Annotated in this window: 16 protein-coding genes; 8 read left to right on the forward strand and 8 right to left on the reverse strand. The window is 65.6% G+C overall.

What is annotated here, in order from left to right; translation table 11 throughout:
- Positions 1-52 precede the first annotated feature (52 nt).
- The 6 genes from GGR62_RS17980 to GGR62_RS18005 form a co-directional block, all read right to left on the reverse strand.
- On the reverse strand, positions 53-589 hold the full coding sequence (locus tag GGR62_RS17980) for a hypothetical protein (RefSeq protein ID WP_260306269.1): 537 nt from the start codon (positions 587-589) through the stop codon (positions 53-55).
- Positions 589-1,074 carry an rRNA maturation RNase YbeY gene (ybeY, locus tag GGR62_RS17985; protein ID WP_184409205.1) on the reverse strand — a complete coding sequence of 162 codons (486 nt, stop codon included), beginning with the start codon at positions 1,072-1,074 and terminating at the stop codon, positions 589-591. The genes GGR62_RS17980 and ybeY overlap by 1 nt, the downstream gene beginning before the upstream one ends.
- 100 nt (positions 1,075-1,174) lie before the next feature.
- Positions 1,175-1,720: a hypothetical protein gene (locus tag GGR62_RS17990; RefSeq protein ID WP_184409206.1), complete on the reverse strand. Its 546-nt coding sequence runs from the start codon at positions 1,718-1,720 to the stop codon at positions 1,175-1,177.
- 2 nt (positions 1,721-1,722) lie between these two features.
- Positions 1,723-2,706 carry a PhoH family protein gene (locus GGR62_RS17995; protein WP_184409207.1) on the reverse strand — a complete coding sequence of 328 codons (984 nt, stop codon included), beginning with the start codon at positions 2,704-2,706 and terminating at the stop codon, positions 1,723-1,725.
- 725 nt (positions 2,707-3,431) lie between these two features.
- Positions 3,432-4,901, reverse strand: coding sequence for a tRNA (N6-isopentenyl adenosine(37)-C2)-methylthiotransferase MiaB (gene miaB / locus GGR62_RS18000; protein WP_184409208.1), 1,470 nt, complete (start codon positions 4,899-4,901; stop codon positions 3,432-3,434).
- 68 nt (positions 4,902-4,969) lie between these two features.
- Positions 4,970-5,581 (reverse strand): glutathione S-transferase family protein, encoded by a 612-nt coding sequence (locus tag GGR62_RS18005; protein WP_184409209.1) that lies wholly within the window; start codon positions 5,579-5,581, stop codon positions 4,970-4,972.
- A 95-nt stretch (positions 5,582-5,676) separates the two neighbouring features.
- Between GGR62_RS18005 and GGR62_RS18010 the strand changes: the two genes are divergently transcribed.
- The 7 genes from GGR62_RS18010 (at position 5,677) to GGR62_RS18040 (ending at position 12,423) form a co-directional block, all read left to right on the forward strand.
- Positions 5,677-6,642 carry a WYL domain-containing protein gene (locus GGR62_RS18010; RefSeq protein WP_184409210.1) on the forward strand — a complete coding sequence of 322 codons (966 nt, stop codon included), beginning with the start codon at positions 5,677-5,679 and terminating at the stop codon, positions 6,640-6,642.
- Between the two features lie 49 nt (positions 6,643-6,691).
- Complete coding sequence (locus GGR62_RS18015) at positions 6,692-7,681, forward strand: lytic transglycosylase domain-containing protein (RefSeq protein ID WP_184409211.1); 990 nt, start codon at positions 6,692-6,694, stop codon at positions 7,679-7,681.
- Positions 7,682-8,049: 368 nt separating this feature from the next.
- Positions 8,050-8,694: a ubiquinol-cytochrome c reductase iron-sulfur subunit gene (petA, locus tag GGR62_RS18020; RefSeq protein WP_184409212.1), complete on the forward strand. Its 645-nt coding sequence runs from the start codon at positions 8,050-8,052 to the stop codon at positions 8,692-8,694.
- The gene (locus GGR62_RS18025; RefSeq protein ID WP_184409213.1) at positions 8,694-9,953 is read left to right on the forward strand and encodes a cytochrome bc complex cytochrome b subunit; all 1,260 of its coding nucleotides are present in this window, start codon (positions 8,694-8,696) and stop codon (positions 9,951-9,953) included. Before petA ends, GGR62_RS18025 begins: the two co-directional genes overlap by 1 nt.
- Positions 9,946-10,704: a cytochrome c1 gene (locus GGR62_RS18030; protein ID WP_184409214.1), complete on the forward strand. Its 759-nt coding sequence runs from the start codon at positions 9,946-9,948 to the stop codon at positions 10,702-10,704. Before GGR62_RS18025 ends, GGR62_RS18030 begins: the two co-directional genes overlap by 8 nt.
- Before the next feature lie 564 nt (positions 10,705-11,268).
- Positions 11,269-11,904, forward strand: coding sequence for a glutathione S-transferase N-terminal domain-containing protein (locus tag GGR62_RS18035; RefSeq protein WP_184409215.1), 636 nt, complete (start codon positions 11,269-11,271; stop codon positions 11,902-11,904).
- 78 nt (positions 11,905-11,982) lie between these two features.
- Entirely contained in the window at positions 11,983-12,423 is a 441-nt protein-coding gene (locus GGR62_RS18040) for a ClpXP protease specificity-enhancing factor (protein ID WP_184409216.1), read from the forward strand.
- Positions 12,424-12,682: 259 nt separating this feature from the next.
- On the opposite strand, the gene GGR62_RS18045 is transcribed toward GGR62_RS18040, so the two are convergent.
- On the reverse strand, positions 12,683-13,063 hold the full coding sequence (locus tag GGR62_RS18045) for a DUF3301 domain-containing protein (protein ID WP_184409251.1): 381 nt from the start codon (positions 13,061-13,063) through the stop codon (positions 12,683-12,685).
- A 477-nt stretch (positions 13,064-13,540) separates the two neighbouring features.
- Between GGR62_RS18045 and GGR62_RS18050 the strand changes: the two genes are divergently transcribed.
- Positions 13,541-17,953 (forward strand): DEAD/DEAH box helicase, encoded by a 4,413-nt coding sequence (locus tag GGR62_RS18050; protein WP_184409217.1) that lies wholly within the window; start codon positions 13,541-13,543, stop codon positions 17,951-17,953.
- On the opposite strand, the gene GGR62_RS18055 is transcribed toward GGR62_RS18050, so the two are convergent.
- Positions 17,893-18,528: a DNA-3-methyladenine glycosylase gene (locus GGR62_RS18055; protein ID WP_184409252.1), complete on the reverse strand. Its 636-nt coding sequence runs from the start codon at positions 18,526-18,528 to the stop codon at positions 17,893-17,895. The genes GGR62_RS18050 and GGR62_RS18055 overlap by 61 nt on opposite strands.
- Positions 18,529-18,668 lie beyond the last annotated feature (140 nt).

Genomic DNA, 18,668 nt, shown 5'->3' on the forward strand with positions numbered 1-18,668 from the left:
TAGCAGGAAGCCGCTAAGGCGCTGTGGACGGGGCAGGGGCGGACGCCGTGCTTCAGGGCAGGTCCAGGCTATAGCCGCAGCCGACCACGGTCTTGCCCGGATGCGACTTCACGTTGGAGACGCTGAGCACGATCGATTCGATCATCGCCTCGCCGGTCTTGGGGTTGGTGGTGTCTTCGCTGACCAGCTCGCGCCCGTACATGACCTTGTCGGCGTTATCCACGCCCAGTTCCAGGTTCAATTGCTTGGCCAACGGGCGCGGATCGGGCAGGTCCAGCAGCGCCATGACGCTGGCGCCGGAGAACGCGATATGGGTGGTGCGGTGGCCGAACACGCTGATCGGCGTGTTGAGCGTGTATTCGGTCATGAACAGGTTGGCCTGCTCCAGCGGCGTCCAGCCCAGCGCGACCGCCTTGAGCGGGTCGGCCAGCACCGGTGCCAGCGCGTTGAAGTCGCCAATGCGCTGGCGGCATTCGATCAGGGCCGGCAGGTCCGGGCGCACCGGCGCGGCCTGGGCCCAGGCGCCGGACACGCCCAGCCACAGCAGAGCGGTGATGCCGCTGGCCCGCAGCCATCGCCCGGTTGGCATCAGCGCTCCCCCGCGTACGGGTCGTCGATGCCTAGGTCGGCCAGGATTTCGCGCTCCAGCTGCTCCATCGCGTCGGCTTCCTTGTCGTCTTCGTGATCCCAGCCCAGCAGATGCAAGGTGCCGTGCACGGTCAGATGGGCGTAATGCGCGGCCAGCGACTTGCCTTGTTCGGCCGCCTCGCGCGCCACCACCGGCGCGCAGATCACCAGATCGCCGAGCAGCGGCATCTTGATGCCCTCGGGCAGGCCTTCGGGCAACTCGGCCGGAAAGCTCAGCACATTGGTGGCGTAGTCCTTGCCACGATAGTGGTGATTGAGCGAGCAGCCTTCCTTCTCATCGACCAGGCGCACCGCCAGATCGGCCTCGCGGATGCGTCCCTTCAGCGCCGCGGCCACCCACTTGCGAAAACTCACCGCCGACGGCAGACCGGCGCGCGGGAGCGCGTAACTGACGGCGACGTCTAGGCGAATGGGGCCTTTGGTCATGGCAACACCAACAAGTCAGATCAGACAGAGGTAACAGTATCGCGCGAGTGGCGCCTTGCTGCGATGCCTGTCCGCGCATCCGCGCTTGAGTGAGCGGGCATCAGCGGACGCACTCCACCAGCACCAGTATCAACGGACCGCCGTCGGCGACGCGATAAAACGCACTGCCCATCGGCCCGTTCCGGCAATGCGGATCGACCCGCCTGACCTCGATGGCAGGGGCGAAGCCCGCCGGGGCCTGGGTCCAGACCGCTACCCGGCCGCGTTCCAGCAGTTGACCGAGCAGATAATGCGTGTCGGCGCTTCCCTTGCCCTCCTGAACCACCGCGCAGCCGAAGCGGTCGTGCGCCTTGCCAGTGGAGGCAAGCACTCCCTGCGCCCGCACGCCTGCGAGCCGCGCCAGCCGCTGCGCATCGTCCTCAACTGCCGCAGCGGCTGCAGGCTTTCCCATCGCGAGTCGTTCCAGCTCGGCACGGTCCAGCAGGATGGTCGTTTGCGCGCCGGCCACCGACACGCAGGAGGCAGCAAGCTGCTGTCGCAGGGTGATGCGCGTGGTCGTGTCGGTTTGTTCGGATGCTTGCGCCTGCGCCGAGCCCTGGCAAGCCAGCATCAGCCACACTCCCCACAGCAAGCCCGTGCCGCGCATCGTCAGTCGGCTGCAGGCGGCGACAAGGCGCTTTCGCGCTTTTCGTAGGCATTGACGATACGCGCCACCAACGGATGCCGCACCACGTCGCGCGCTTCGAAGAACGTGAAGCTGACCCCGTCGACCTCGTGCAGCACCTCGATCGCATCGCGCAAGCCGGATTTGACGTGCTTGGGCAGGTCGATCTGGGTCAGGTCGCCGGTGACCACGGCGGTGGAGCCGAAACCCAGGCGGGTCAGGAACATCTTCATCTGTTCGATGGTGGTGTTCTGCGCCTCGTCCAGGATCACGTACGCATCGTTGAGCGTGCGGCCGCGCATGTACGCCAGCGGTGCGATTTCGATCACGTTGCGCTCCAGCAGCTTGACCACCTTTTCCACGCCCAGCATTTCGTACAGCGCGTCGTACAGCGGGCGCAGGTACGGGTCCACCTTCTGGCTGAGATCGCCGGGCAGAAAGCCCAGCTTCTCGCCGGCTTCCACTGCCGGGCGCACCAGGATCAGCCGCTGCACGCGCGACTCGTTCAGCGCTTCCACCGCGCTGGCCACCGCCAGGAAGGTCTTGCCGGTACCGGCAGGGCCGATGCCGAAATTGATGTCGTGGGTGGTGATCGCGTGCAGGTACTTGGCCTGGTTGGCGCCGCGGCCACGCACCGTGCCGCGCTTGACCTTGATCGCCACTTCTTGCGCTGCATAGGAACGATCGACCACGTGCTCGACATTGGCATCGTTCAAGCGCAGATGGATGGCGTGACTGTCGAAAGTGGTGGAGGCGGCTTCGTCGTATAGCGCGGTCAGCAGCGTCTGCGTGGTGGTGATCGCCGGCTCCGGGCCGGTGACGCGAAAGATGTTGCCGCGATTGGCGATCTCCACACCCAGCTTGAGCTCGATCTGGCGCAGGTGCGCGTCGAACGGGCCGGCCAGATTGGCCAAGCGCTCGGTATCGTCGGGTTCCAGGGTGAAGTCGCGGTGTGCAGGTGAGTTCATGGTCGGATCGGACCGCGCACGCATGCGCTGATCGGTTGGGCGGCAGACGAGGGTAGCGCGCAGCGTGTGATCCCTCCAACACGCCCGGCCGCCGCAATGGCGCGGCTCCGAGATCGCTGGGCGACGTGCGCGGGTTTTCCACAATCGCTGTGGAGTCACGCATCACTAACCTGTGGATAAAAAGTGCGACGCCTACTGACGCAAGGTCTGGCAGGGTGGTGGCGAAAAAATCACCACTGCGATGGCGGTTGTCCACAAGCGGTGTGGATCGAATTCGGCAAAGCCTGTGGGTAAGTATGGTGAGGCCTTGCGCCGCAAGGTGTTGCAGATGGATGGTGAAATTTTGATCACCAGCTGTGCGTACTGCGCAACGAGGCGAGTCGGTGCCGTGTGCCATGCGCGATCACGACCGAGACCGCTGTGCGAGCGATGCGCGCTGTTGTCGACCCGCAGGCCGGCCACGGCGCAGCAGCGCGCCCAAGCGCGAGCGACACTGAGCCGATGCAGCGCAATGGCCCTGCCAGCAGCGTGATTGCGGAAGATCGCGCGGCGACGTTGCTGTTCCAGCCATGCAACGCAAGTACCGTCGCACTCAGGGGGTGCAACGATTAGCCGGCCGCAGCGCAGCGCAGGTCTCGATCGGCCGGCGCGTATCCGCCGATCAGCGCATATGCGAGGCGCGCGATGCTGCACCATGGCGCCAGGCATCCGGCGCCTGGGTCGTATCAACTCGCGCTGTCACTCACCTGGATGACGCCACGCAGCGAATTGCTCATCGCCTCGGTGATCAGCACGTCCACGAAGTGCCCGATCAGGCGCGGATTGCCGGCAAAATTCACAGGGCGCATGTTCTCGCTCCTGCCGGTCAATTCGTTCGGGTCGCGGCGCGAGGGGCCTTCCACCAGCACCCGCTGCACGCTGCCGACCATGGACTGCGAAATGGTCGCCGCATGCGCACTGATGTGCGCCTGCAAGCGGGCCAGGCGCGCTTGCTTGAGCGCATCGGGCGTGTCGTCTTCCAGATCCGCGGCCGGCGTGCCGGGGCGACGCGAATACACGAACGAAAAGCTCTGATCGAAACCGACGTCTTCGATCAACTTCATGGTCTTTTCGAAATCCGCTTCGGTCTCGCCGGGAAAACCGACGATAAAGTCCGAACTGATCGAAATATCCGGGCGCACCGCGCGCAGCTTGCGGATCTTGGACTTGAATTCCAGCGCGGTGTAGCCACGCTTCATCGCCGACAGGATGCGGTCGCTGCCGGCCTGCACCGGCAAGTGCAGGTAATTGGCCAACTGCGGCACGTCGCGATACGCATCGACCAATGAGTCGGAAAATTCCAGCGGGTGCGAGGTGGTGAAACGGATGCGGCCGATGCCGTCGATCTGCGCGATGGTGCGGATCAACAAGCCCAGATCGGCATACTGCGCCGCCTCGCCCGCGTCGGCGCCATACGCACCGCGATACGCGTTGACGTTCTGGCCGAGCAGGTTGATCTCGCGCACGCCTTGCGCGGCCAGTTGCGCCACTTCCACCAGCACGTCCTCGAACGGCCGGCTGACTTCTTCGCCACGGGTGTAGGGCACCACGCAGAACGAGCAATATTTGGAGCAGCCTTCCATGATCGACACGAACGCCGACGGGCCATCGGCGCGCGGCTCGGGCAGGCGATCGAACTTCTCGATTTCCGGGAAGCTGATGTCCACCTGCGACTTGCCCGATTCGCGCCGTGCGCGGATCAGCTCCGGCAGGCGATGCAGGGTCTGCGGGCCGAATACCAGATCCACATAGGGCGCGCGCTTGACGATGGCTTCGCCCTCTTGCGAGGCCACGCAACCGCCCACCCCGATGATCACCGGCGTACCGCCGGCCTTGGCCCGGTTTTCCTTGAGCAAGCGCCAGCGGCCCAGCTGGCTGAACACCTTTTCCTGCGCCTTCTCGCGGATGGAGCAGGTGTTGACCAGCACCACGTCGGCGTCTTCGGGGTTATCGGTCAGCTCCAGGCCGTCGGAGGCGGCGAGCACGTCGGCCATCTTGGCCGAGTCGTACTCGTTCATCTGGCACCCGTGGGTCTTGATGTAGAGCTTGCCGCGTACCACGGCAGGCGCCGACGGGCGAGCCACCGGCAGCGGCAACAGGGCAGGTGCGTCCACGGCGGTGGCTGCGGACAGATCGGAAACGGACGTCCCGGGCATGGCGCTTATTCCAGGCGGGTAGAAGATAGCCGGGCAGTTTACCTGCTTGTGTCGGCTGCGTCCGATGGTCAGGCCTTGGCGTTGGTTGCCTCGGCGCGGGCGAACGCCGGGCGGTCGGCCATGCGGGCGATGTAGGCGCGGGTGGTGGCCGGTGGGTCGATCAGGCTGAAATCGACCATCCAGCCCAGCGCGCCACCCCACAGCACGTCGGCCGCGCTGCAGCGCTCGCCCAATAGATAGTCGCCCTTGGCCAGTTGCGTATCGACCACCTGCAGCACCGTGTCGCAATCGGCATATGGCGACATCCCGCGCGGCGGCGCCTCGCGCTTCAGCGCACGGTCGATGATCGCCGGCTCGAACGCCGAGCCATAAAAGGCCATCCAGCGCAGGTAGGCGCCGCGATCCGCATCGCCCGGTCCCGGCGACAGACCGGCTTCCGGATACAACTCGGCCAGGTACTGATAGATCGCCACCTGCTCGGTGACCACCGCATCGCCATGACGGATCGCGGGGATCTTGCCCATCGGGTTGATCGCCAGGTAGTCCGGCGTGCGCTGCTCGCCTTTTTCCAGGTTGATGATCTGCAGATCGTAGTCGGCGCCGAGTTCTTCCAGCAGCACCAGCACGCCACGCGAACGCGAGCGGGGGTTGTGGAACAGGGTGATGTGACGATCGGACATTGCGGTTCCTTGGTGGAGGCGAAAGGCGACACGAGGTGATGCGGCAATCCTACGCACCTATTGCGGACATGTTCTGTCCGCAATACGGTGGCGCAATGGCCTCCACCGCCGCCCGCCTGTTGCGTCTGCTTTCGCTGTTGCAAGGCGGTCGTCGTTGGTCGGGCGCAGCCCTGGCCGAGCGGCTGGAGATTCACCCACGCAGCGTGCGGCGCGATATCGACCGCCTGCGCGAGCTGGGTTACCCGGTGCATGCCGCGACCGGAACCGCCGGTGGCTACCGGCTGGGGCAGGGGGCAGCCACGTTGCCGTTGTTGTTCGAAGAGGATGAAGCGCTGACGGTGGCGATCGCCTTGCGTGCGGCCGCCCCGGCAATCGGCGATATGGACGCCGCTGCCGCCCGCGTATTGGCCAAGCTGGATCCCTTGTTACCGCGACGCAGTGGTCAGCATGCCAGTGGCGCGCATGCGGCCATGGCCAGTCTGCCGATCGTGGAAGCCGGGGCGTTGGTGGATGCAGCGCTGCTGGCGCACTTGGCCAGTGCCTGCCGCGACCGCGTCGCACTGCAACTGGACTATCGCCGTCATTCCGGTGCGCCCATCACGCGGCGGGTCGAGCCGGCGCTATTGGTGAATTACGGGCGACGCTGGTACCTGCTGGTGTGGGACTGCGAACGCCAGGATTGGCGCACCTTGCGGGCCGACCGGATCGACCAGGCTGTCGTGACTGGGGGGCCATGCGTCGCCCGTGCGTTGCCGGAAGAACCGCTGCAGCTGCTGCGCAAGGCGATCGGCGAGTCGCCGTTCCCGTGCCGGGCGCGAGTGCGGCTGCGCGGCACCCTCGACGTGCTCGCCGCCCGCATTCCGCCCTGGCTGGGGGCGCTGGAAGCGGAAGGCACCGACTATTGCTGGCTTGGCCTGGGGGCACCGAGCATGCCGGCACTGGCGGCCAACCTGTTGCTGCTCGATCTGCCGTTCGACCGGATCTGTCCCGACAGCGTGCGCGAACCGTTGAGCCAGGCGCTGAACGCGTTGCGCGTGCGACTGGACCCGTTGCCCGGATAACCGATGGCTGCACTTGGCAAGCTCCGGGCAAGCTGGGACACTCCGCCACATGAAGGGGATGTCAAGACTGCTGGGGGTGGTCCTTGTCACGTTGTCGGCGGCGCCGGTCAGCGCCGGCACCCTGTACAAATGCGTCAGCGGCGATGGCATGACCAGTTATCTGAGCAAGCGTCAGAGTGGGGCGAGCTGCAGCGTCATCAGCAGCTATACCCCGGATCGTTCTGTGCGTCGGCTGCCGCCACGGGTGGCGAGCCCGGTCGCCGCTCCGGTGGCGGGGTCTACGCGCAGCGTCTCCAACATCGATAGCGGGGCACCGGCCACGATCATCAGCCTGCCGGCCAGCGCGCGCGCGCCGCGCGCAGCCGAGGTCGCTTCGGTGATCGTGCCGCGCACGCAGCCGGTGTCGGAAACGTCGGTCGCGCCCATGCCTGCCGCCGCAGCGGTCAATCCACGCCGCGTGGTCAGCGGGCAGGTCTATTCCTACATGAAGGACGGTGTGCGCCACTACACCAGCGCGCGCCCACGCCAGGTCGCCAGCATCGAAGGCCTGCGCACCATCCACTACAGCTTCATCGAAACCTGTTACGCCTGCGGTGCCAAGCCTGGCGTCAATTTTGGCGCGATCCGCCTCAACACCAATGCTTACCAGCAGGAAATCACCGCAGCCGCGCGCGATTTCGGTGTCGAAGAAGCCATCGTGCGGGCGATCATCCATGCCGAGTCGGCGTACAACCCGCTGGCGCTCAGTCGCGCCGGCGCCCAAGGCTTGATGCAGTTGATGCCTGGCACCGCACGCCGTTTCGGTGTCAGCGATGCCTATGATGCAACGCAAAATATTCGCGGCGGCGTGCAATATCTTTCCTGGTTGCTGAAACGCTTCAATGGCGATCTCACGCTCGCCGCAGCCGGCTACAACGCAGGCGAAGGCGCAGTGGATCGCTATGGCGGCGTGCCGCCTTACAGCGAGACCCAGCGCTATGTGCAACGCGTCGGGCTGCTGGCCGGTCGCTATCGTGGGCAGGCCACCACCGCCAATTGAGGGCTGCGTCTCCACGCAACGCCTGCAGGCGGCATGCAGTTGCGTGCCGTGCGATGCGATCCGTAGATGGGCCGACCTCCGCGCAGCGTTCTGGCCGCATCCGCTGCGCGTGCGTCCATCCGCTCCACCTCCGGCATCCCGTGGTCTGTGTTGCGCATTGGGTCACAGCCAGCTGCGTCGCGGCGCGTGTTCTCACGCATGCGATCCGTCGATGCAGGCATCTACCATTTGCACTGCGCCGGTCCGACTGCGTACATTGCATTGTGTGTGTATTAAGCGTTCCGCTACACTGCGGTCGATTCATCGCGGCTGGACCCCCCGCCAGCCGTTGGCAGCCTCACGCTACCTAATCAAGATCGGAGAGCCGGATGGCCAACGATGGGGTAAACGCACCTGCTGATCTCGGGCGTCGCCGGTTTTTGACCGCGACAACGTCCGTGGTCGGTGTGGTCGGAGCAGGATTTGTCGCAGCTGCGTTCGTGAAGTCGTGGAATCCCAGCGCACGCGCCAAGTTGGCGGGTGCACCGGTCACCGCCGACATCAGCGCATTGCAGGAAGGACAACGGCTGGTTCTGGAATGGCGCGGTCAGCCCATCTGGATCGTCAAACGTTCCAAGGCGATGCTGGACGCATTGCCGTCCCTGGATGACCGGCTCAAGGACCCCAAGTCCGAGAACAAGGACCAGCAGCCGGACTACGTGCTGAAGAATCCCGAATACCGCTCGATCAAGTCCGATATCTCGGTGCTGGTCGGGCTGTGCACGCATCTGGGCTGCTCGCCGGAAATGGTCGCCGAGATCCGCCCCGAGCCCTACGACCCGCAATGGAAGGGCGGCTACTTCTGCCCGTGCCATAAGTCGCGCTTCGACATGTCCGGCCGCGTCTTCGACGGCGTGCCGGCGCCGATCAACCTGTTGGTGCCCCCACACCATTACGTGGACGACAACACCCTGGTGATCGGTGTCGATCCCGACGGTGCCGGGACGTCGGCCAAAAGCACGGGGGCTGCCTGATGAGCAATATCCTGGTTCGTACCGCCAATGGCGTGTTCGAGTGGGTCAACGAACGCGCACCGGGGCTGATGCCCACGTACCGCAAGCACATCAGCGAGTACTACGCACCGAAGAACTTCAACATCTGGTACTACTTCGGCTCGCTGGCGATGGTGGTGCTTGTCAATCAGATCGTCACCGGCATCTTCCTGACGATGCACTACAAGACCAGCGCGGCCGAGGCGTTCGCCTCGATCGAATACATCATGCGCGACGTGGAGTGGGGCTGGCTGATCCGCTACATGCACAGCACCGGCGCCTCGCTGTTCTTCATCGTGGTGTACCTGCACATGTTCCGCGGCCTGATGTACGGCAGCTACCAGAAACCACGCGAGCTGGTGTGGATCCTGGGCATGCTGATCTACCTGGTGCTGATGGCCGAGGCCTTCATGGGCTATGTGTTGCCCTGGGGCCAGATGTCGTTCTGGGGCGCGAAGGTGATCATCTCGCTGTTCGGGGCGATCCCGGTCATCGGCAACGGGTTGACCGAGTGGATCATGGGCGACTACCTGCCCGGCGATGCCACCCTCAACCGCTTCTTCGCACTGCATGTGATCGCGCTGCCGCTGGTGCTGTTGCTGCTGGTGGTGCTGCACCTGGGCGCGCTGCATGAAGTGGGATCCAACAACCCGGATGGTGTGGACATCAAGAAGGGGCCCAAGGGCAACCGCTGGGACGCGCACAAACCGGCCGACGGCATTCCATTCCATCCGTACTACACGGTCAAGGATCTGGTGGGTGTCGGTTTCCTGTTGCTGATCGCGGCCTTCATCATCTTCTTCGCGCCTGCCTTCGGTGGCCTGTTCCTGGAGCACGACAACTTCACCGAGGCCAATCGCCTGGTGACGCCGGAGCACATCAAGCCGGTGTGGTACTACACGCCGTACTACGCGATGTTGCGCGTGGTGCCCAACAAGCTCGGCGGCGTGCTGGTGATGTTCTCGGCGATCGCCATCCTGTTCCTGGTGCCATGGCTGGACCGCGCCAAGGTCCGCTCGATCCGCTATCGCGGCTGGATCTCCAAGGTCGCGCTTGGCGTGCTGGTGGTGTGCTTCGTGTGGCTGGGCGTGATCGGTTCCGGTCCCGGTACCGACGCCCATGAGACCTATGTGGGGCGCGTGCTGACCTTCCTGTACTTCGCGTTCTTCATCACCATGCCGTTGTGGACGTGGCTGGATCAGACCAAACCTGTACCGGAACGGGTGACCATGCATGACTAAGTCCATCGTGAGGTCATGGAAGATGCGCGCTGCCGCCTTGCTCTGCGGCTTGCTCGTTGCTGCCGGGGCGGTCGCGGCCGAAGGCGGGGCGGTGCAGCAAGCCGGCAACGACCTGAGCGACCGTGCATCGCTGCAGCGTGGCGCGCAGTTGTTCATGAACTACTGCTCCGGCTGCCATTCGCTGAAATATTTGCGCTACTCGCGCATGGCCAGCGATCTGGGCTTGAGCGAGGAAGAGGTGATGACCAACCTCAACTTCACCGGTGCCAAGGTCGGCGAACACATCGAGACCACCATGCCGCACGATGCGGCCACCAAATGGTTCGGCAAGGCACCGCCGGATCTGACGCTGATTGCGCGGGTGCGCGGCACCGGCTGGGTTTACACCTACCTCAAGTCGTTCTATCTGGATCAGACCCGTCCGTTGGGCTGGAACAACCAGTTGTTCCCGAATGCCTCCATGCCCAATCCCTTGTGGGAGCTGCAAGGCCTGCAACAGGCGCAGTTCGGTCCGCCCGACAAGGCCACCGGCGACAAACCGGTGCAGGGGCTGAAACTTGGTCAGCCGGGCCGCCAGACGCCGGTGGAGTTCGATCAGACCGTGCGCGATATCACCAACTTCCTGGAATACGCCGGCGAGCCGGCCGTGTTGAAGCGACAGAGCATGGGGGTATGGGTGATCCTGTTTCTGGTCCTGCTGACCTTCCTGGCCTACTTGCTCAAGCAGGAATATTGGAAGGACGTGCACTGACTTCCTCTGGCGTAACGCCAGGTTGAGCGCTGGGCGCGGCTGCAGTGCCGCGTCGCCCTTCCACATCGGACACCTGCACAGAACCCCTCGCCGCAACGTAGGCGAGGGCGACACGCCGGCAAGGCCTGCATTGACGGAAATCTGCGCTGTCCTTGTGGATTGCGCGCGTTAATTTTCGTGCGGCGCGGTGTCTCGCTGCGTTCGGCGCGGATCATCGGCCTTGTCGACGATGTAGCTGTGGATGGCAGGGCGTGTTTGACCGGTGTGTCGATAGGCAGCGTCGCGTGCGGCCACCTGCACCCAGCCCGTCATCCGTGGCCTGGACTGCCAGCCATCTGTTCGGGCTGGGTGCAGACCAGCCGCTCACTGCGTGCGTATTTGGCGTCATTCGCTCGCGCCATCGCACATTCGAGATAGAAACATGGCCAAATCGCCGGCGAATGGTGTCTATCACTCTTGGCTTTTGCGTGACGTGATTGCACACTCGAAGGACCGTGGTGACGGTCGGCGTTGGGCCGGCCGCGCCGATGCGGCCGGCGGATTCCGGTCGTCGGAGAGCCTTGAATGGCGACGAGTGTGCGTATGCGGAATACCTTGACTTTGTTTTCGTCCAACGACGACGTGTTGTGCCACCGGGTCCGCTTGGTCCTGGCGGCGAAAGGGGTGACCTACGACCTGGTGCCGGTCGACCCGCAAAATCCCCCCGAAGATCTGATCGATCTCAATCCCTATCATTCGGTTCCCACCCTGGTCGAACGCGATCTGGTGCTGTACGCCGCGTCGGTGGTCAGCGAATACCTCGACGAGCGCTACCCGCATCCGCCGTTGATGCCGGTGGACCCGCTCTCGCGCGCGCGCCTGCGTCTGGCGATGCTGCGGATCGAGCACGACTGGGTGCCGCAGGTGCAGGCGATCCAGCTCGGCAACAAGACCCAGGCCGAGGCCGGCCGCAAGCGCCTGAAAGAACTGCTCACCGCCTCGGTGCCGCTGTTCAAGGCCAGCAAGTTCTTCCTCAATCCGGAAATGAGTCTGGCCGATTGCGCGATGGCGCCGATCATCTGGCGACTGGAAGCATTGGAGATCGGTCTGCCCAAGGACGGCAAGGCGATCGAGGACTATGGCAACCGGATCTTCCGCAACCCCGGCTTCATCCGCAGCCTGACCGATCAGGAAAAGAAACTGCGCGATATGCCGGGCTGATGCGCCGACTGTATGCCAACAGACCGACGCCCTGTTGTGCAGCCGCCGCTGCGGGCCGTGTGCGGGTAAAATGACGCCATGAGCGAAGATTTCCCCCGCATGACCAGCCATCGCCCGTACCTGTTGCGGGCCTTGGTTGAATGGATCAACGACAACGGCATGACGCCGCACGTTCTGGTGGACGCAGGGCTGCCAGGTGTGCAGGTGCCTGCCAGTGCCGTCAAGGACGGCCGCGTTGTGTTGAACATCGCCGAGCGTGCCGTGGTCGGCTTGCAGGTCGACAATGAGAGCGTCAGTTTCAACGCGCGCTTCGGCGGCGTCAGCCATCCGGTGATGGTGCCGATGGCGGCGGTGTTGGCGGTGTACGCGCGTGAGACCGGGCAGGGCATGGCGTTGCCGGATGACATTCCTGGGACCAGCAGCGAGCCACCGGATCCGGGTGCGCCGCCGCCGGGTGCGCCCACGCCGGACGAGCCACCCAGCAGTGGCAAGCGCCCGCATCTGCGTGTGGTCAAGTAGCTAAGAGCCCCGGCGCGCAACGCGTCGGGGCTTTTAACGTCTGCATGGGTGCAGTTGCATCCACGTATGTCGCCTGTTCCCCCGCGCAACGGGGTGGGTCGGGCTGCATGTGGTGCATCGTCGCATTACCTGCTGCCGGTCAGGCCATCGCCAGCGAGGATGGCGGTGCGGCGATGCCGGGAACCAGCGATGGTCGGGACGTTCGATCCACCGCAATGCGCGCGACCGCCATGCTGACGCGCCCAGCAACAGCTAGCTGTCAATTCAGGCGCTGATGCTCGGGATTCAGCGGCGTCACCGTGGCCACTTGCGGGCCGGTGAAGGCGATCAGCTGATCGCCGCGCAGCACCAGGCGGCCACTGTGGCGGTCGATGCCGTCGTGCGAATACTCGAAGCGGAACGTTCGCTCGAAGCCCAGCCAGCCATTGGCCTTGCGGCACAGGCGGATGCTGGTGGAGTGCACGCTCTGATCCAGCCACTGCACATCGGCAGCGCGGCAGGCATTGCGGCCGAGGATACCGGCGCGTTCGGCAGCGGCGCGCGAGGAGTTCCAGAACGCGTACAGCGCGGCGCCGGCAATCATCAATAGAATAAGGCTGGGCATGCCGCCAATGTGCCATGGCATGCGGCCGATCGACAATCGGCGCACCTACGTTCCGATGCCGAGGTGCTTGCATCCAATCAGCCGAGCGTCGGCCATTTGCAGGGTCACGGCCGACACGCGGGCATCGATCGTCGGCGCACGCATCAGGACCAGATGTGCGGTTGTCCACGTCAGCGCATGCCATCCGGGAACACCTGCGCTGACCGAGTCCAGCGATCACCCCGGCAGCGTAGTGTCTCCACCGATGTGGCTGACGACAGAGCGCAAGCGGCGGTCGGCCGGGCGCGGAGCAGGCGAACGCGCCCGAGTGCATGAGTGGCATGCCGTGTCCAGGCACCGGCCATGCACGCCTGGACGCCGCGCAACAAGAGCGATCGCAGTTCTAAACCATTCACCGCCGTCGTCGCGGCCGGCTTGTGTCGGATACAGCGCAACCCCATCCAGTGAACTCCCGCCATATCGCATCGATGCGCCGCGCGCCCTGGTTTGGCGTGACGGTGTGCGCTATCGCCTATGCATCCGGTCCTGCAGCAGTTTCATCCCGTCGTGGCTGTGTGGTTCGCGCAGACCTTTGCCGCGCCGACCCAGGCGCAGGTCGCCGCGTGGCCGACAATCCAGGCCGGACGCCACACGCTGGTCGCCGCACCGACCGGCTCGGGCAAGACGCTGACCGCATTCTTCGCCGCCATCGACGGCTTGATCCGCGAGGGCCTGGCCCACGGCGGTGCGTTGCCGGACGAAACCCGTGTGGTCTACGTGTCGCCATTGAAGGCGCTGTCCAACGACATCCATCTCAACCTGGATGCGCCGCTGCAGGGGATCCGCACCGCACTGGTCGCTAGCGGTCTACCGGATGTGGCAGTGCGCACGGCAGTGCGTACCGGCGATACCCCGCAGCGCGAGCGGGCACAAGCGCGCCGCACGCCGCCGCATATTCTGGTGACCACGCCGGAGTCGTTGTACGTGCTGTTGGGCTCGGCCTCCGGGCGCAGCGCATTGCGCCATGTGCGTACCGTCATCGTCGATGAAATCCATGCGGTGGCGGCGGACAAGCGCGGCAGTCATTTGGCGCTGACGTTGGAGCGCTTGCAGCGGCTGGCGGAGCGTCCGATCACCCGTATCGGGTTATCGGCGACGCAGAAGCCGATCGAGACCGTGGCGCAGTTCCTGGTCGGTACGGGCGATGCCGGCCAGCTGGCGCCGCGCTGCGAGATCGTGGATATCGGCTACACCCGCAGGCGCGATCTGGCACTGGCCTTGCCGCCGACGCCGCTGAGCGTGGTGATGTCCAACGATCAGTGGCTACAGGTGTATGCCGGCGTGGCCGCACTCGCGCAGCAACATCGCACCACGCTGGTGTTCGTCAACACGCGGCGCATGGCCGAGCGCGCAGCGCGCCATCTTGGCGATCTGCTCGGCAAGCAGCGCGTCGCCGCGCACCACGGCAGCCTGTCGCGCGAAACCCGTCTGCTGGCCGAGCGGCGACTCAAGGCCGGCGAACTCACCGTGCTGGTGGCCACCGCCTCGCTCGAACTGGGGCTGGATATCGGCGATGTGGATCTGGTCTGCCAGCTCGGGTCGCCGCGTTCGATCGCCACGTTCCTGCAGCGTGCCGGACGTTCCGGGCATGCGGTCGGTGGGACGCCGAAGGCACGCTTGTTTCCGCAGACCCGCGATGAGTTGGTCGAGTGCGCCGCACTGCTGGATAGCGTGCGCCGTGGCGAACTGGATGCCTTGCGCATTCCGCTGGCACCGATCGATGTGCTCGCACAGCAGATCGTGGCCGAGGCCGCATGCGAAGACTGGGACGAGGACGCGCTGTTCGCGCTGGTGCGTCGCGCATGGCCGTTCGCGCAACTGAGCCGCACCACGTTCGATCGCGTGGTGCGCATGTTGTGCGACGGCTTCAGCACCCGGCTCGGGCCGCGTGCGGGCTATCTGCATCGCGATGCGGTGCATCGGCGCCTGCATGCGCGCCGCGGCGCACGCATGACCGCACTGACCTCCGGCGGCACCATTCCCGAGACGGGCGACTACAGCGTGGTGCTGGAGCCGCAGGCAGACAAGATCGGCACGGTGAACGAGGATTTCGCCGTCGAAAGCCTGACCGGCGACGTGTTTCAACTGGGCAACGCCAGTTACCGCATTCTGCGCGTGGAAGCGGGGCGGGTGCGGGTGGAAGACGCCAAGGGGGCGCCGCCGAACATTCCGTTCTGGCTGGGCGAGGCGCCAGGCCGTAGCGACGAACTGTCGGCGGCGGTATCGCGTTTGCGCGACGAGATCGCGGCACGGCTCGACTCCGTGCCGTCCGAAACAGCGCCGCACCAGGCCGCCTGCGAATGGCTGGTGGGCGAACGGGGACTGACGGCGGAGGCGGCGCGGCAACTGGTGGATTACCTCGCCAGTGCCTGCGTGGCGCTGGGCGCGATGCCGACCCAGCATTGCCTGGTGATGGAGCGTTTCTTCGATGGCACCGGCGGCACCCAGTTGGTGATCCATTCGCCATATGGCAGCCGCATCAATCGTGCCTGGGGACTGGCGTTGCGCAAGCGCTTCTGCCGCACCTTCAACTTCGAACTGCAGGCTGCCGCCACCGAGGATGCGATCGTGTTGTCGCTGTCCACCAGCCACAGCTTTGCCTTGGAGGAGGTGGCCCGCTATCTGCATTCGTCATCGGCCGAGCATGTGTTGATCCAGGCCTTGCTGGATGCGCCGCTGTTCGGCGTGCGCTGGCGCTGGAATGCGACCAACGCGATGGCGCTGCCGCGCTTTAGCGGCGGCAACAAGGTCGCACCGCAACTGCAACGGATGAAGTCGGAGGATCTGCTGGCGACCGTGTTTCCCGATCAGGTTGCCTGCGCGGAGAATCTGGTCGGCGAGCGCGAAGTGCCCGATCACCCGCTGGTGATGCAGACACTGGACGATTGCCTGCATCAGGCCATGGACAGCGAAGGCTGGCTGCAGGTGCTGCGCGGGCTGGAATCGGGCGCGATCACGCTGGTGGCGCGCGATCTCGCTGCGCCGTCGCCGCTGGCCGCCGAAGCCTTGAACGCGCGGCCATATGCGTTTCTGGACGACGCACCACTGGAAGAACGCCGCACCCAGGCCGTGCAGAACCGCCACTACCTGCCGCAGAGCAGCGACGACCTGGGGCAGCTCGATGCAGATGCCATCGCCTCGGTACGCGAGCAGGCATGGCCGCAGCCACGCGATGCCGAGGAAATGCACGAGGCCTTGGTCGGGCTGGGCGTACTTCCCGTCGATGAAGCCGCCGATGCGCACTGGCATGTGTGGCTGGCCGCACTTGCTGGCGATGGCCGCGCCAGTTGTCTTGCCCTGGATGGCGCACCGGCGCTGTGGATCAGTGCCGAGCGCATCGACTGGTTCCTGCCGCTGTATCCGCAGGCGTTGCCGCAGCCGCCGTTACAGGCGCCGGCCGATTGTCGTGTTGACGAATGGACGCGTGAGTGGGCCATCCGCGAACTGCTGCGTGGACGCTTGTCTGCCGTTGGCCCGGCGCAGGTGCCGGCGTTGGCCGGCGCACTGCAGTTGCCCGCGGCCGAGATCCTGGTTGCCTTGGCCGCCTTGCAGCGCGAGGGCTATGTCATGGCCGGGCGGTTCAGTGCGCAGGCGCAGTCGGAAGAATGGTGCGAACGCCATCTGCTGGCGCGCATCCATCGCTATACCCTGGGACGATTGCGCCGCGAGATCGAGCCGGTGGCGCAGCGCGACTACGCGCGCTTTCTGTTCGAGTGGCAGCACGTGGACGGCAGTAGCCGGGTGGCGGGGCCGGATGCATTGGCCGGCGTGGTCGGGCAGCTGGAAGGCTTCGAGGCACCAGCTGTGCTCTGGGAGAGCGAGTTGCTGCCTGCACGCGTGCGCGACTATCGACCGGCATGGCTGGACGAGTTGTGCACCGCCGGGCGCACCGTGTGGGCGCGGTTACGCCCCGGCGGTGGACGCAGCGGTGTGGCGCTGCGGACCACGCCGATCGTGTTGCTGCCACGTCGCGAGGCGCAACGCTGGAGCAGCCTGGCACGCGATGCCGACGACGCGCCCCTGGGCTCGCGCGCGCAACGCGTGGTGGAGGTCTTGCAGCAGCAAGGTGCGCTGTTCTTCGACGAGATCGCCGACGCCGCCGGCTTGATGACAACCGAACTGGAAGAGGCCTTGAGCGAGCTGGTGATGCGCGGCCGCGCGCACTGCGACAGCTATGCCGGGCTGCGCGCGCTGCTGGTGCCGGCTTCCAAGCGACCGAGCGCACTATCGCGCCACCGTCGCCGTGCCAATGCGCTGGGGATTCGCGATGCCGGCCGCTGGGCGCCGGTGCGCGCGTTGCCGGAGGTGCCGTTGGCCGAAGCCAGCGAGCGCCACCAGGACATGCTGGAACATGTCGCGCGCAGCTTGCTGCGGCGCTATGGGGTGGTGTGTTGGCGTCTGCTCGAACGCGAGGCCGCATGGCTGCCACCGTGGCGCGAACTGCTGCGCATGTATCAACGTCTTGAAGCGCGTGGCGACATCCGTGGTGGCCGATTCATCGCCGGCCTGTCCGGCGAGCAGTTCGCGTTGCCGGATGCGATCGCGGCATTGCGCCGCGTGCGTGCACAGGCCTTGCCGCAACAGTGGGTATGCGTCAGCGCCAGCGACCCGAGCAATCTGCTGGGCAGCCTCCTGCCCGGCGAGCGCGTGGCGCGCGTGCCCGGCAATCGCGTCGCGTATCTCGATGGCATGCCGATGGCGGTGTGGGCCGCAGAGCGCTTGCAACCGCTGCAGGAACTTACTGCCGAACACACCGAGCAGGCGCTGCAGGTGTTGCAGCGTGGCCCCGGGGCTGCAGAGCAAACCCCGATGGAGCAGTGGCTGGCTCAGTCGCCTGGCAGCGCACGCCGTGTATCGCTGAACCGCGGTAGCGGGCGCGACAGATAGCGGCTACCCGGGACCACCCAGCGCCACGGCGCATCCACCGCCTTGCGGATGCCGACCCGCGGTGTTGCCAGTGGGGTCGCAGGCGGCGGCGTGCCGTCGTCTTCGATCCACAAGCGTGCCCCGCCATCGGTCAGATCCAGCCCGTTGTCGGCGGCCGTCACACCGAAGGCCTGCGTCAAACGGCCTGGACCGGTGGTCAGGTGTTTGTCCGGCACACCACCGCGCGCTGCCTGCATGCGGTCGATACCGACCAGCGGCTCCAGCGCGCGAATCAGCACCGCATGACCGGGCGCGCCGCCGCAGACGGTATTGATCGCCCAATGCATGCCGTAGATGAAATACACATACAGGTGCCCATGCGCAGCGGACATCACCTGCGTGCGCGGCGTCATGCCACGAAACGAATGCGCGGCCGCATCCTCGCTGCCGCAATACGCCTCGACTTCGCTGATGCGTCCGCGTCGTCCGTCCATGCCGACCAGCATCTTGTTGAGCAATCGGGGCGCCACCACGCGCGCGTCGTGGCGTAGACGCTGCGCGGGAGCGGTGCGGGCGGCATGCGTGAAGCCTGGCAATCGGGCGGTGAGGCCGCAGCGGGCTGGTGCGTGGGGGATCGCCACGAGGGGTAGGGATTTTCTGAATACAGAGTGTTAAGAGTGCGTGATCTGTCACAGATGCAGATATCCACTGCACTGAATGGGGGTTTCACCACCGT

This window comes from Xanthomonas sp. 3075 (assembly GCF_014197275.1).
Taxonomy (GTDB): Bacteria; Pseudomonadota; Gammaproteobacteria; order Xanthomonadales; family Xanthomonadaceae; genus Xanthomonas; species Xanthomonas campestris_B.

Coding starts and splice junctions, on each gene's coding strand:
- GGR62_RS17980 (WP_260306269.1), bottom strand. CDS start 589: ATGCCAACCGGGCGATGGCTGCGGGCCAGCGGCATCACCGCTCTGCTG.
- ybeY (WP_184409205.1), bottom strand. CDS start 1,074: ATGACCAAAGGCCCCATTCGCCTAGACGTCGCCGTCAGTTACGCGCTC.
- GGR62_RS17990 (WP_184409206.1), bottom strand. CDS start 1,720: ATGCGCGGCACGGGCTTGCTGTGGGGAGTGTGGCTGATGCTGGCTTGC.
- GGR62_RS17995 (WP_184409207.1), bottom strand. CDS start 2,706: ATGAACTCACCTGCACACCGCGACTTCACCCTGGAACCCGACGATACC.
- miaB (WP_184409208.1), bottom strand. CDS start 4,901: ATGCCCGGGACGTCCGTTTCCGATCTGTCCGCAGCCACCGCCGTGGAC.
- GGR62_RS18005 (WP_184409209.1), bottom strand. CDS start 5,581: ATGTCCGATCGTCACATCACCCTGTTCCACAACCCCCGCTCGCGTTCG.
- GGR62_RS18010 (WP_184409210.1), top strand. CDS start 5,677: ATGGCCTCCACCGCCGCCCGCCTGTTGCGTCTGCTTTCGCTGTTGCAA.
- GGR62_RS18015 (WP_184409211.1), top strand. CDS start 6,692: ATGAAGGGGATGTCAAGACTGCTGGGGGTGGTCCTTGTCACGTTGTCG.
- petA (WP_184409212.1), top strand. CDS start 8,050: ATGGCCAACGATGGGGTAAACGCACCTGCTGATCTCGGGCGTCGCCGG.
- GGR62_RS18025 (WP_184409213.1), top strand. CDS start 8,694: ATGAGCAATATCCTGGTTCGTACCGCCAATGGCGTGTTCGAGTGGGTC.
- GGR62_RS18030 (WP_184409214.1), top strand. CDS start 9,946: ATGACTAAGTCCATCGTGAGGTCATGGAAGATGCGCGCTGCCGCCTTG.
- GGR62_RS18035 (WP_184409215.1), top strand. CDS start 11,269: ATGGCGACGAGTGTGCGTATGCGGAATACCTTGACTTTGTTTTCGTCC.
- GGR62_RS18040 (WP_184409216.1), top strand. CDS start 11,983: ATGAGCGAAGATTTCCCCCGCATGACCAGCCATCGCCCGTACCTGTTG.
- GGR62_RS18050 (WP_184409217.1), top strand. CDS start 13,541: ATGCATCCGGTCCTGCAGCAGTTTCATCCCGTCGTGGCTGTGTGGTTC.